Raw genomic sequence first — 13,366 nt, forward strand, 5'->3', positions numbered from 1 at the left:
GGCGTCCGCCCGTTCTTGCTCGGCCTTGATTACATCGGCTGCCGATGAAGACCGAGACTGCAGCGCGCGAAGCTGATCGGCCGCTACGGCACTGTTGGGGGTGCGCGTCCGGTCAGCTTCGCTCCGCCGACCATACCATCAAACATGTGACGTGATCCCTTCAGCGGCCGCTTGACCACGGGCTATCGATGGTGCCAATTACCTTTAACGATCGGGTGCTTCTCCTGCGCGCGATCAGATTGGAACGTTGCGCGGCATCAGATTGGAATACCTGCGCGCGATCATTGGAATCCGCAGTTCAAACGTGCCAGGCGGGCGCTGAAGACGTTGCGTACCTATCTCCTATCTCGGCCGGGACATGCGCGACATCAGTCGCAAGATCGCGGGCGAGGCCGCGCTCGAGGGGAGGTCTTCGAAGGCTGTTGTTCCTGGCGCGCCGCGTCCACGAGCAGCGGCAAAGCCAGCGCGGGTCGAAGGGCTATTCGCTGCATGCGCCGGAGGTCGAATGCGTCGGCAAGGGCAAGGCCCATCGCCCTTACGAGTTCGGCGTCAAGGTCTCCGTCGCAACCGCGCTCAGCACGCCCGGGGCGGCCAGTTCGTCACTCATGTGAAGGCGCTGCCCGGCGATCCCTATGACGGCCACACCCTGCAAAACTGTTATCCCAGACATGGAAAAGCTCGTCAGCAACATCATCGAGCGGCTCCTCCTCGAAGGGATACCGCGGCCACAACGCGCCGCCGGATTACGAGTTCAGGGTCTTCATCTCGGGTCAGAAGCGAGGTGTCACGCCGTCGAAGGCCGCAGCGGAGGTCTGTCCCGTCTTCCTGACCAGTTGGACGAAGGCGAACTTGCTGGTGCGATCGATGGCGAATAGAGGTAGAGCTTGCCTTCAGCGGTCTGGAGCTCAGCGATGTCGATGTGGAAATAGCCAATCGGATAGGCCTTGAACTTTTTCATTGCGGGCTTGCTGCCTTTGACCTCCGGCAATCGGCTGATGCCATGGCGCTGGAGGCAGCGATGCAGGGATGACCGCGTCAGATGCGGGATGATCGGCTGCAGTGCATAGAGGCAATCATCGAGCGGCAGCAGCGTATGCCGCCGGAAAGCAACGATAATCGCCTCCTCCTCAATGGAAAGGACAGTCGACTTGGCCTCCTTCGGGCCTGTCAGCAGATCCCATCTGATTTGATAGCTGTCCAGGCGGGGTCATCAATGGTTTAGTTCGTCTAAATCATGCTCACTTTTCTGACTCTCTGCTCGAATTGCGGTGTCGGGTTCCGAACATACTAAGGAGTGGACGCACCGCGATCGTGTAATTCGGTGTGCTGAAGGGCTTTCTCCACGTCGCGCCACGCGAGACGGTTCGGCCAGTGTCGAAAAACGACTGCAGAAGTCGATACAATGAGAGGCCATTTACTTCGTGGTCAGTCACAGCGGCGCTGCACACGCGGGGCAAAAGAAAGAAGCAACGGGCCTCCGCGGCACGAAAGCCGGTGCTGGTCTCCCGAAACGATCGTGCTCAGACGCAGAAGTGCTGAGGCTCCCGCCGGATCAACGGCTGGCCGTCATCATCCAGCTGTCACGCCGATGCGCATCCGACGAAATGAAGGACTCCTGGAGGGACTCAGACGATGAAAAATAGATCACAGCGAATTATTAACGTAGCGCGGCTCCGCGCCCATTACCTGTTGATGCACCGAATCAGGGCGCTGGAGGAGGTGGCGGCAAGGGCTTTCGAGGACAAGCTAGTGCACGGGTTCCTTTATCCGTCGATCGGCCAGGAGGCGTTGACGGTTGGCGTTATCGCTCATCTGACCAAGCGGGACCTCGTGCTCTCCACTCATCGCGGGCATGGCCAAGCGCTTGCCAAGGGCGCTTCCTCGACCGCCATGTTCCACGAGCTGCTCGGTCGAGAAGGAGGCATTTGCGGCGGTAAGGGCGGTCCCCCGCACATCGCGGATTTTGGTGTCGGCTTGCTGGGTTCCAACGGCGTGATATCCGCCAATATCGTGATAGGAGCGGGGGCGGCGCATGCCGTTAAGCTCAAGAAGGAGGACCGCATCGTCGTCTGCTACTTCGGTGACGGCGCGACTAACCGGGGTCCATTCCTGGAAGGGTTGAACTGGGCTGCGGTGTTCAAACTGCCGCTGCTCTTCGTGTGCGAGGACAATGGTTATGCGGCGACCACCAAGACGCGCACCATGACTGCGGGGCCAGGCTTCTTGGACCGAGCGAGCGCGCTCGGCGTGCCTGCCGTCGAGGTCGATGGCAATGACGTGGTTGCCGTCGAAGCCACAGCTGCCGAGCTCATCCGCAAAGTGAGGGCGGGCGAGGGGCCCCTCTTCCTGCACGCCAAAACATTCCGCGTAACCGGCCATACCAGCTCCGACCCTGGCGCCTATCGCCCAAAGGGCGAGGTCGAGGCGGCAAAGGCGCATGACCCGATCGCGCGATTGCGCGAGCTTCTGATCGGCGCCGGCGTGGCGGTCGATGTGCTCGATGCTGACAAGGCATCCGCCTATGCGGAAATGGACGCCGCCTACCGATCGGCCCGCGAAGCCGCTTTTCCAGCGGCAAGGATGGCTTTTGTCGACGTCCAAGACGTCGGCTCCCCGCTTGTGGAGGCGTTCTGATGAGCCAGATGACATATCTAGAGGCCGGACGAATTGCGCTTGAGGAGGAGATGCGCCACGACGCCATGGTGTGGGCCGTCGGTCAGGATCTCGGACGCGGCGGAGCCTTCGGCCAGTATCGCGGCCTTGTGGAGGTGTTCGGCTCCGATCGCATCTGCGATGCGCCGATCTCTGAGGCTGCCATACTCGGTGGCTCGGTCGGCGCAGCCATGATGGGTACGCGTCCGATCGCGGACATGCGTATGTCCGATTTTGTGCTGTGCGCCATGGATGAGCTGGTCAACCAGGCCGCGAAGGCGCGGTTCAAGTCCGGTGGGCAGGCGCGTGTACCGCTCGTGGTCCGCGCGCCCATCGGCATCCACTGGTCTTCTGCTGCGCAACATTCGCAATCGCTCGAAGCCTGGTACGCGCATGTGCCGGGTCTTGTGGTGGTCTGCCCCGCAATACCCGCCGACAACAAGGGTCTGCTCAAGAGCGCCATCCGCTGCGACGATCCGGTTGTATTCATGGAGCACAAGGCTCTCTTGTGTTCCGAGGGAGAGGTTCCGGATGACGTCGACTATACGGTTCCGCTCGGTCAAGCCAGCAAAGTGTGCGAAGGCAAGGATCTCACTATCGTTTCGTGGTCGAATCAGGTGCACCTGGCCACGAAGGCAGCCCAAATGCTCGCGGAGGAGGGGGTCTCAGTCGATCTCATCGATCTGCGCACACTCTGGCCTTGGGATAAGACCATGGTGTTCGAGAGCGTCGAGCGAACGAAGCGCCTCATCGTCGCGCACGAGGCGGTCGCGGTCGGCGGTTTCGGCGGCGAGATTGTGGCGACCGTGGCTGAGAAGTTCGGCGGCGCGATCGCCGTGCGTCGCTTGGGCGCGCCGCGGGCGCCCGTTGGCTACGCGCCGCCCATCGAGGATGCCGTGCGCGTCACTGAGGAGGCCATTGCAGCCGCGGTACGCGAGATGGTCGTCTGCAAATCTGGAGGAGCCCCGCGCGGAGCATGAATAAAATAAGGAGCCGCGAGACGCGCGCTGGTAGGTCCAATGTACCCCTTGCGATCCGGTCCTTGGCCAGGATCGGCAATCGTCGGGCGGCCGGAGAATTTCACCTCCAGCCTCTCGCAGAACCAGGCGTGAGACTCTCGCCTTACCCGGCTCCCATCAGGTGAGCTTGCCGCATCGCCTAGTTGCCAATGCACAAAGAACCTGCGGCAGAAACGCGCGCCCCCTAAACGGTGTTGGGAGCCCTTGAACTTTCGCTTGAGCCAGATAGTCAACGTTTGTGGCGTAATGTGCCAGCGGAAAGAGGGCTGAGGGGTGGGCATAACGGTCCACGCCCCAACCATTGGCTTTACGTCTGTGCCACGCTGTCTGCCACGGTGAGCACCCCCACTTTTCTTCGGAATGGAGACGGCAGGAACGTGGAGCGGAGGTAAGCGCCTGAGAGAGCCTTCCCCTGCCTTATCCTGGACGCTCGTTACGAGCGGATCCGGGAGGATGGGATCACTGCCAGCCACGCGGTGCTCATCGCCACCGGTGTCGACGAAACTTCGTATGTAGGCGCAGTTAACGTCTGAGCTCAGACGCTCAAAGCTCATGGACCTAGTTCTACTGCAGCCGGGACCTGACCTCCTGTGCGGGGTAGCTGGTGTTATGGGCGTACGGCCACGGCTGCAGTCCGATACATGCCTGTTATATCCCCGACAAGATTGCGTGACGTTCTGGACCGAGCTGCAACGTTGTCACAGGATAGATGAGCCATTCCCTTGGCAAATTAAAGGTCTGGGATCCGCTGGCATGCTACTTGCTGGAAGCTCTAGCAATACGAGAAAATCCAGCGGTGCCAAACACCAATTATCCGATCACTGCGCTTCGCAGCAGGGGCAAGAAACCGATGCGATCGCGTCAGCAATTATGCGTTGCGGCGAGCTAAGGAACCTTGCGCCTTGACCTGTCGCTGCTTGCGTCTCATGACGACTTTTGCGCGAGGAGCGCACCTCACGGACGGACGGCGCCGATTTTGATCATTCCTCTTAAGGATCGTCGATCTACCGTTCACCGATTCCTGTGGCGGTTGAATAGGGACGCTGACAAAGAGGTGCAAATGCGGAGAGTATCTCATGATTGAAACGGATTTCATCGGTAATGCCATCCATATGCCGACTACATCAATTGTGCGGCGAGCATTGGCGCTGAAATGTCGGCGATCTGCCGGAGCAGAAAATAGCCGCGATCATATGGCTGGCGATACCGTATGTACGAACACCTCATGCTGGTGCCCGGCTGCTTCGTGCGGGCATTTTTGTTGGCATCGCCAAATATGGCGGCCAGAGGCTCTTCGAATCGTTCCAGTCTCATATCACCGCGCCCGACAATGCGCCTGCGCCGCAGTTGGAAGGAAGATAACGTCGCCGCCGGCGATAACCCGCGCCACGCAGCATTATGCAGTCAATGACCACGGCGACCTGCATCGCCTCGTTCGTTGTGCCGCCATCAACGGCGAGGTACCCTCAGCGCTTGTTTGAGACAGAGTTTCTTCAGCGCTCAAGAGACAGCGCGAATCACTCAAAAGGAATTTCTGAGATGAGCTGCGTAAACAAGCCTGATAAGGACCGCGTCATCATTTTCGACACCACGCTGCGCGACGGCGAGCAGTGCCCCGGCGCCACCATGACCTTTGAGGAGAAGCTCGAGGTCGCCGAGCTGCTGGACGATATGGGCGTGGACGTCATCGAATCCGGCTTCCCCATCACTTCGGAAGGCGACTTCCAGGCCGTCAGCGAGATTGCCCGCCGCTCCAAGAATGCCGTGATCGCCGGCCTGTCGCGCGCGCATCCCGCCGACATCGACCGCTGCGCCGAGGCCGTGAAGTTTGCAAAGCGCGGCCGCGTCCACACCGTGATCGCGACCTCGCCCCTGCACATGCGGGTGAAGCTGAACAAGACCCCGGAGCAGGTGATCGAGACTTCGGTCGGCATGGTGGCGCGCGCCCGCAATCAGATCGACGACGTCGAATGGTCGGCCGAGGACGGCACCCGCAGCGAGATGGACTTTTTGTGCCGCATCGTCGAGGCCGTGATCAAGGCCGGCGCCACCACGGTGAACATCCCCGACACCGTCGGTTATACGGTGCCGGAGGAATACACCCACTTCATGAAGACGCTGATCGAGCGCGTGCCGAACTCCGACAAGGCGGTGTTCTCCGTGCACTGCCATAACGATCTCGGCATGGCGGTTGCCAACTCGCTGGCCGGTATCACCGGCGGCGCACGCCAGGTCGAGTGCACCATCAACGGCATCGGCGAGCGTGCCGGCAACGCTGCGCTCGAAGAGATCGTGATGGCGATCAACATGCGCAACGACAAATTCCCGTACTGGAACAAGATCGACACCACGCAGCTGACCCGCGCCTCGAAGGTGGTGTCGGCGGCGACCTCGTTTCCCGTCCAGTACAACAAGGCCATCGTCGGCCGGAATGCATTCGCACATGAGAGCGGCATTCACCAGGACGGCGTGCTGAAGGACGCTTCGACCTACGAGATCATGCGCCCCGCGATGGTCGGCCTGAAGCAGTCCTCGCTGGTGCTCGGCAAGCATTCCGGTCGCCACGCCTTCGTGCACAAGCTGGAGGAGATGGGCTACAAGCTCGGTCCGAACCAGCTGGAAGATGCGTTCACGCGGATGAAGGCGCTGGCCGACCGCAAGAAGGACATCTACGACGAGGACATCGAGGCGCTGGTCGACGAGGAGATGGCGGCCTCGCACGACCGCATCAAGCTGACCTCGCTGACCGTGATCGCCGGCACCCATCGTCCGCAGCGCGCGACCATGAAGCTCGACGTCGACGGCCAGATCATGATCGAGGAGGCCGAGGGCAACGGTCCGGTGGATGTCGTGTTCAACTCCATCAAGCGCCTGGTGCCGCACGAGGCCAAGCTTGAGCTGTACCAGGTCCACGCCGTGACCGAAGGCACCGACGCGCAGGCGGAAGTGTCGGTGCGGCTGTCGCAGGACGGCCGCTCGATGATGGCGCGCGCGGCCGATCCCGACACGCTGGTTGCCTCGGCCAAGGCCTATCTCGGCGCGCTCAACAAGGTCCTCACGAAACGGCAGCGGGACGAACCAACGGCGGTGGGAAGCTAAGAAAGCTCCATTCACCCTAGTGCGCGGAATCAGAGCTGGGTGATACAGCGGCCTTTGAAGCGGCGTTGACGGACCTTTTTCTTGGTCCAGACGAAGGGCTCGGCTTTGTCGTTCGCGCTGACGGCATCGATGTGTTCCTGCAGCTGCTTGAGTTTTGTAAAGGAGGTGCCGCTAAGCGACTGCCCCTGCAAGATATACCTCGACCTGGTTGAGCCAAGACGCACTTGTCGGCGTGCAATGAAATTGGACTTTGGGGTGGCCTTAAGCCAGTCCTCGTTCTTCTTGTTGGTGTTGAGGTTGTCGAGGATGACGTGAAGCTGGCGGTTCGGAAAGGCCGCGGTCAGGCGGCTCATGAAATCGAGAAACTCGAGGCGCCGACGGCATTTTGAATGCGTTGCGATGATCTTCCCGGTGGCGACTTCGAGTGCCGCGAACAGTGTTGTGGTGCCATGCCGCTTGTAGTCGTGGCTCTGTCCGGTCAAGGCGCGGCCATTGGGCAACTTCAGATAACCCGCGCTCGCTCCAAAGCCTGGATCGAGGGCTTCTCGTCCACGCAAGCACAATGGCCTTCGCCGGCGGGGCGACGTAAAGGCCTACGACATCGGCGGCTTTGGCCGTAAAGTTCGCGTCTTGCTCTCGCACAAGGAGTTGCGAGCTGCGAGGTCAATCTTGTGGCTGCGCCCGCCAGACGTATTGGACGTCAACATCGTCCAGCGCCTCGGCCAGCAGAGGGCCGGTCCAGCGGGCAAACCCGTGCGGTGGCGGCTTATCCAACAGCTTCAGAATCCGCTTGTCGGTCCTCTTCGTATAAATCGGCTGCTTGCCAGGCCGCGGCTTGTCTTGCAGCCCTTCAAGGCCAAGCTCGGCATAGCGATGTCGCCAAAGGCTGACAATCCGCAGCTGGACCCAACCTCCTTGGTGATCGACCGGGTGCTGCGCCCATCCGCCGCCAGCAGGACGATCCGCGCCCGCATCAATCGCGCTGCAACGTCACCGGCGAGCGGCAACATGCCTCAAGCACCTTGCGATCTTTCCTCGAAAGGCGGGCTTCTCTTGCTTCGGGTATCATCCCGACCTTGAATCAAGACTCACGATCTAAGAATAGTGGATACTAGATCCCGACTTCAGGCCAACCTGAGGCCGCAGCCGTGCTGCGCCTGCTCTTAGACAAGAGGAAACCGCAGTGAGCGCCGCAGAAGAGTGGACGGCCGGGTGCGCCGCGGAACCTCCTCCGAACCCTGTAGTAGGCCCAGAGAGCCCGGAGGTGTCACTGTCAGGACGTCAACGTCGATTGTTCACAGAGGACTACAAGCGCCAGGCCATTGAACTGGCGGTGCCGAGCGGTCGCTCGGTCATGTCGGTCGCCAAAGAGCTTGGTCTGCGTGGCTCGGTGCTGCGACGCTGGGTGCATAAGTGTCGGCGGGAGCCGGCATCGGCGCCGTGGCGACCGACAACGCAGGCAACGTCGATCGGCGACGCGGAAGGAATCGAAGTCTGCTTTGGGACGGCGCTACATGACTCGAGCCGCGTCGAAAAGACGATCATATAGGAGCCCATCGCGGTCCCTAAATGATCATGTGGATCGACAATTGGGCGGGTGGGATCGATGACGTCCTCCCGATGCTGCGCGGGGCAACCCTCTCGCGCATGATAGCCCTTCTTGCTGGCTTGCTGCGCGGGGATTGCTTAGAATGCTGAGCGCGATCATCGAAACCCTGCGCCCCATAAACTCTGTACGGTGCGCACGTTCACTTCGGTACGGTACGCACCATCATCTCGCAATCAGCAATAGCTGCGACGAAGGCGCCTCTCCAGCGATGACAAGCTGGCTTGCCCGAGCCAATAGCGGTACAGCGATCAGCTTTACAGTCACCCTCGGAGGCTGCGGCTCCGTGACTGTATGGACGCTACAGGTCAATGCCGGATCAGGTTTTCAAGGGATTTGGTTCCTTTCACTCGCCGAACCCGTGGTACGGACTGGGATCAGTGCCGGCGACAAGTCGAAACTGATGACCGCTGGTAAAGGGGAGGCCAAGAACGCGCCAGGCAAGAAGCTCTCCAACACGAAAAACCACAAATAGCAGGATCTTTTCGGTGACGGCATTGAGCGTCGCCACGCCGACACTGCCAAATGAACTCGCTTTTGCGTCGACGGCGTTGGCAAGATTGCGTAAGTGCCGCCTGGACATCCGCCGGTGCTTCCGTAGTTCGCGAAAACCCTTCTCCCAGTGTGGCGTTGCTCAGACCGGCTCACGGTTGCAAGCTCCGGCTCATCTCAAATCGAGCGCAAGGAGGAGCCGACCCCCTAAGCCATTATCCGCACTGGGAGGGCGGCATAACCGTGCACGAAGTTAGATGCGATTCGTTCCGGCTCGCCGACGATCTTGATGTCGAGGCGCCTATTCAGCATTTCCTCCCAAAGGATCTTCAGCTGCAGTTCCGCAAGGTGTCTTCCGACACAGCGATGGATACCGAACCCGAACGAGAGATGTTGCCGTGGGTTCTTCCGATCGATGATGAAGCTGCTGGCCTGGTCGATAGCCTCATCGTCCCGATTCCCGGAAATGTACCACATGACGACCTTATCGCCTCGTCTGATATGCTTGTTACCTATCACGATGTCGGCCACGGCGGTGCGGCGCATGTGTGCGATCGGGGTCTGGTAACGTATGATCTCGGAGACGGCGCTCGACACGAGCCGAGGATTCTCGCGTAGCTTCCGTAGCTCAGGCGGATTCTGGTTCATGAACAACACACTTCCACTCATCGAATTGCGGGTGGTGTCGTTCCCGCCCACGATCAGCAGAATGAGGTTTCCAAGGAACTCTCTCGCCTCCATATTTCGGGTCGCCGGTGAGTGCGCCATCATCGAAATCAAGTCTGCGCGGGGCTCGGCATTTTTGCGCTCGTTCCAAAGACTTGTGAAATAGTCCAAGCACCCGGACATGACTGCCCAATACTTCTCCCAGGTGTCGACCTCGTGGCCAGCTCGCGGAGTTGTGGCAGCGACGTCCGACCAATAGGTCAGCAGCCGCCGATCCTCAAACGGAAAATCAAATAGCGTAGCCAACATTTGCGTCGTCAACTCGATTGAAACCTTATCCACCCAGTCGAAGGCTTCATTGCACGGCAAGCCGTCCAGAATGGCCTTGACCCTCCGACGGATCAAGCCCTCGAGCTTGGCCAGATTCTCCGGCGCGACTATCGGTCTGATCGTCTTGCGCTGCTCGCCATGTTTCGGAGGACTCATCTCAAGGAAACTCGGCGTCCAATACTGCTCCGGCACGTCGCCGATCGAGATGCCTTGCTCTGACGAGAACACTCCGTGAGTCGTGTCTACTGTAATGATGTCGTGGAATTTTGTTATGGACCAATATGGACCGTAAGGACTATCTCTACAGTAGTGGATGGGATCTTCCCTTCGTAACCGCTCGAAGTAAGGCCATATGCTATCATCTTGGAAGCGCTTGACCTCGCTGACATCCAGATCGCTCAGCAGCACATCATATGCCCCCTCGCGTATTGGACCTTTTAACAAAGTATTCATGATTGTCCTCCGTCTTAATCTCTCATCTAGCCTCCGCCCACCTGGGCGGATTCCCAGGGGGGCTCTGACACCTTCTCACCAATTGTGAACGTACCGCCCAATCATTGCCCAGCCCACAAAGGCGGGTTTCGAACGGTCCAAGAATATCAGAAACCGGAGCGTCGCTCCGCTACCATTATGGGGAGGAGCGTGAGCTCGCGTTCAGTTCTATAACCATGCCCCACACATGGCATACTCGATCGCAGCGCCGATGTGTGTCTCGGCACGGTCAATGACGTCCGCAAGGTGACTATCGTACTGGGGTATCGGCCAGCGCCCTGGCGTGCAGCGCGAGCAGACCGCCGGAAGCCGGCGGTTGTTGGTGCGATGCGGGCCTTCACGCGGTATTCGCAACGTGCCTGCGCGCGGAAGTCTTGCTCAATACCAAACGCTATCCAATCTCTCTTCGCTAGACCTGATCGTCTGTGCGGGTGCGATCTTTCTGTGGGATAACGCTTGGCCACAGCAAGATGCCGGAGCGCATCGCCTACGCGCGGCAGCACGCGCTGCCCGTCGTGCTGAGTGCTGACGAGGTGGTTAGCTTTCTGGAGGCGATCCCGAACGTAAAGAGCCGCATAGCGTTGACGACAGTCTATGCCAGCGGATTACGCGGCTTGGAGGTGGTCTTCCTCAAGGTGTGGATTTCGACAGTTAGCGGATAGTAATGCGGGTCGACCAGGGCTAAGATGGGAGGGACCATTTCGACCGAAAACCCTGCCGTCAGACTGTCCGGGACTTTGTGAAATCAGCGTCCGGGAATTACTGAAACCGGCGTCCGGCATTTACTGAAATGGGTGTCCGGGAGTTACCGAAAACAGTGTCCGGGGATTTGTGATACCCGCACACTGGGAGGAGAACTGGGCTTCCAAACGCATCCACGGCAGCACGCGCTGTCAGGTCGAGGCGATGTTCCAGGAAGAGAAGCCGCACCTGCGGCTGCTGCCTGTCGCACCCTTCCGCATCTTCACCGAGGTCGTTCGGACCGTCTGCGACGACACCACCGTCCGCGTCGACAACAGCTATTACGCCGCGCGGCCTGCGCGCATCGGCAGTCAGGTCGTCGTGCGCATCTACACCTCCACGATCGAGATCCGTGATCGCCACACCCGTGCGCTGCTGCTGACTTTGCCCCCGGAGCTTAATCCAGTTTGAAGTTGGCGAAGCGCTGATGCGGGAGTACGCCCGACTGCATCGTCTGGTTCTGAAGGCCGTGCGCAGTGACCCGGCTTGTCGGCTCTTGATGAGGATGCCGGGGATCGGCCCGGTCTCTGCGTTGACCTTCCGCTCCACTGTGGACGATCCCAAGCGATTCCTGCATTCCCAATCCGTCGGCGCCTATCTCGGGTTAACGCCCCGGCGATACCAATCTGGCGAGGTTGATCGGGTGGGACGGATCACAAAAGTCGGAGATGGAGAGACGCGCACAGCCCTGTTCGAAGCTGCCAACGTTGTTCTCAGGCCATCAACCCGATGGTCTCCGATGAAGGCCTGGGCGGTGCGTGTTGCTCACCGGCAAGGAAGCAAGCGTGCGAAGGTCGCGCTGGCCAGAAAGATGGCTGTCGTCCTTCACCGAATGTGGGTTGATGGGGCGAATTCCGATGGACGGCGGTGGCGTAAGGACGCCATCGCCATCCCAAGAGACGCCCGTCGCGGGGCGTGGGGATGGTCGAGTTCGTATGATCTGTCGTGGCGTCCGCCCTCCAAGCGGCTGACTACGCCGAAGAGCTTGAACCGACCATTCAACCGAATCCCATCGTGTGGCGGCTTTGCCGACCACGAACAGAAGCAAGGTACCCGCGGCACGCGCTCTTAAGGGATTGACAGAAGCATACCGAATACAGATTATCGGGATCTTGAAGGAGCACGAGGCCGGGGTGTGGTCGCCGAACTATGCCGCAAGCACGGCGTGAGCGACGCCAGCATCTACAAATGGAAGGCCAAGTACGGCGGGATGGACGTCTCCGAGGCCAAGCGGCTGAGGAGGCTGGAGGACGAGAACACGAAGCTGAAGCGGCTCCTGGCTGACGCCATGCTGGACAATGCGGCGTTGAAGGACCTTTTGGGAAAGAATGTATGGTCCGCCCCGTCCGTGCAAGGGTTCGTAACAGCTAAAATGACGCTTTCAGTTGCATAAATGTATCCGGCCTCTCGCGAGTGGACTGCTGTTGCAGCCAGGCCATGATGAGATCCGCGCACGCCGTTCCCAATAAATGGTTCGGGCACGAAGCCCGCTTTTTTGCACAGGGCTTACGGCATGTTGATCCACTGTTTCGTCATCACTGTTCCCGAGCCTTGCAATCGAAGCCAGAAGCGTCAGGTGAAAGCAGGATCTCTGCGTTCGTAGAGAGCTCCAGGCTTATTCAAGACCACCCAGACAATGCGGGCCATCTTGGCGGCTAGAGCGACCACGGCCTTGTTCGGATGCATCCGAGCCTGGAGCCCGTCGAGCCAGCTTCCTAGGCGATCGCGCGTCCGGTCCAAGTGCCGGAAGCAGGATCGCGCGCCATGCACTAGAAGCTTTCTCACATAACGGTTGCCGCGTTTGCTGACGCCAAGCAACGTCTGTTTTCCGCCGGTCGAGTATTGCCTGGGCACTGACCCCAGCCAGGCAGCAAGGTCGCGGGCCTTGCGAAACTGCAGCCCATCACCAATCGCGGCAAGTACGGCGGTCGCACCCAATGCGCCGATACCGGGGATTGTCATCAGCCGGCCTGTAACGTCCTCTCGATCGGCGACCGCTTCGATCTCCTTTGTCACTTCGCGGATCCGTTCTTCGAGGCGGCGGAGGTCGGCGAAGAGATCGCCCAGCAGGCGACGCATCACTGGTAACAAATCGTTTCCTTCGTCATTCAAAGCGCGCGGCAACTCGAGTTTGAACATTCCGGCACCCTGACGCAAAGGTACACCGTACTCGAGGCAGAAGGCCCGCATCTGATTGATCAGGCGTGTCCTCGAGCCGACCATCTGGTCACGGATTCGATGCAGGGCTTGAAGATCGACCTGGCCCTCC

8 protein-coding genes and 7 pseudogenes are annotated in these 13,366 nt (G+C 60.0%); 11 read left to right on the top strand and 4 right to left on the bottom strand.

Annotated features, from left to right (window positions below; all coding sequences use genetic code 11):
- Nucleotides 1-294: 294 nt before the first annotated feature.
- A pseudogene (locus tag HZZ16_RS37795) lies at nt 295-789 on the top strand (transposase family protein); the annotation flags it as partial.
- Nucleotides 790-794: 5 nt separating this feature from the next.
- Here the strand turns inward: HZZ16_RS37795 and HZZ16_RS36535 are convergent.
- A pseudogene (locus tag HZZ16_RS36535) lies at nt 795-1,177 on the bottom strand (transposase family protein); the annotation flags it as partial.
- A 455-nt stretch (nt 1,178-1,632) separates the two neighbouring features.
- Here HZZ16_RS36535 and HZZ16_RS36540 point away from each other — a divergent pair.
- From HZZ16_RS36540 to HZZ16_RS36555, 4 genes and pseudogenes are all read left to right on the top strand, one after another.
- Complete coding sequence (locus HZZ16_RS36540) at nt 1,633-2,634, top strand: thiamine pyrophosphate-dependent dehydrogenase E1 component subunit alpha (RefSeq protein ID WP_197955659.1); 1,002 nt, start codon at nt 1,633-1,635, stop codon at nt 2,632-2,634.
- Nucleotides 2,634-3,632 (top strand): alpha-ketoacid dehydrogenase subunit beta, encoded by a 999-nt coding sequence (locus tag HZZ16_RS36545; RefSeq protein WP_197955660.1) that lies wholly within the window; start codon nt 2,634-2,636, stop codon nt 3,630-3,632. Before HZZ16_RS36540 ends, HZZ16_RS36545 begins: the two co-directional genes overlap by 1 nt.
- Before the next feature lie 437 nt (nt 3,633-4,069).
- Nucleotides 4,070-4,171: pseudogene (locus HZZ16_RS36550) on the top strand (transposase); the annotation flags it as partial.
- 1,039 nt (nt 4,172-5,210) lie between these two features.
- Nucleotides 5,211-6,770 carry a 2-isopropylmalate synthase gene (locus HZZ16_RS36555; protein WP_197955662.1) on the top strand — a complete coding sequence of 520 codons (1,560 nt, stop codon included), beginning with the start codon at nt 5,211-5,213 and terminating at the stop codon, nt 6,768-6,770.
- Between the two features lie 29 nt (nt 6,771-6,799).
- Here the strand turns inward: HZZ16_RS36555 and HZZ16_RS36560 are convergent.
- Nucleotides 6,800-7,839: pseudogene (locus HZZ16_RS36560) on the bottom strand (IS630 family transposase).
- Nucleotides 7,840-8,061: 222 nt separating this feature from the next.
- Between HZZ16_RS36560 and HZZ16_RS36565 the strand changes: the two are divergent.
- Both HZZ16_RS36565 and HZZ16_RS36570 read left to right on the top strand, forming a co-directional pair.
- Nucleotides 8,062-8,319: a transposase gene (locus tag HZZ16_RS36565; RefSeq protein WP_197955666.1), complete on the top strand. Its 258-nt coding sequence runs from the start codon at nt 8,062-8,064 to the stop codon at nt 8,317-8,319.
- A 142-nt stretch (nt 8,320-8,461) separates the two neighbouring features.
- Nucleotides 8,462-8,851: an avidin/streptavidin family protein gene (locus tag HZZ16_RS36570; RefSeq protein WP_197955667.1), complete on the top strand. Its 390-nt coding sequence runs from the start codon at nt 8,462-8,464 to the stop codon at nt 8,849-8,851.
- Nucleotides 8,852-9,075: 224 nt separating this feature from the next.
- On the opposite strand, the gene HZZ16_RS36575 is transcribed toward HZZ16_RS36570, so the two are convergent.
- The gene (locus HZZ16_RS36575) at nt 9,076-10,317 is read right to left on the bottom strand and encodes a cytochrome P450 (RefSeq protein WP_197955668.1); all 1,242 of its coding nucleotides are present in this window, start codon (nt 10,315-10,317) and stop codon (nt 9,076-9,078) included.
- Between the two features lie 509 nt (nt 10,318-10,826).
- On the opposite strand from HZZ16_RS36575, the gene HZZ16_RS36580 reads away from it, so the two are divergent.
- From HZZ16_RS36580 to HZZ16_RS36595, 4 genes and pseudogenes are all read left to right on the top strand, one after another.
- Complete coding sequence (locus HZZ16_RS36580) at nt 10,827-11,018, top strand: site-specific integrase (RefSeq protein ID WP_197955669.1); 192 nt, start codon at nt 10,827-10,829, stop codon at nt 11,016-11,018.
- 181 nt (nt 11,019-11,199) lie between these two features.
- A pseudogene (locus tag HZZ16_RS36585) lies at nt 11,200-11,475 on the top strand (Mu transposase domain-containing protein); the annotation flags it as partial.
- A 40-nt stretch (nt 11,476-11,515) separates the two neighbouring features.
- Nucleotides 11,516-11,973, top strand: a pseudogene (locus HZZ16_RS38515) (transposase); the annotation flags it as partial.
- A gap of 200 nt (nt 11,974-12,173) precedes the next feature.
- Nucleotides 12,174-12,430 (top strand): annotated as a pseudogene (locus HZZ16_RS36595) (transposase); the annotation flags it as partial.
- 239 nt (nt 12,431-12,669) lie between these two features.
- On the opposite strand, the gene HZZ16_RS36600 reads toward HZZ16_RS36595, so the two are convergent.
- A partial coding sequence (locus HZZ16_RS36600) for an IS110 family RNA-guided transposase (protein WP_197955673.1) occupies nt 12,670-13,366 on the bottom strand: 697 nt, incomplete at its 5' end.

Origin of the sequence: Bradyrhizobium glycinis (genome assembly GCF_016031655.1) — a bacterium.
GTDB classification, from domain to species: Bacteria; Pseudomonadota; Alphaproteobacteria; order Rhizobiales; family Xanthobacteraceae; genus Bradyrhizobium; species Bradyrhizobium glycinis.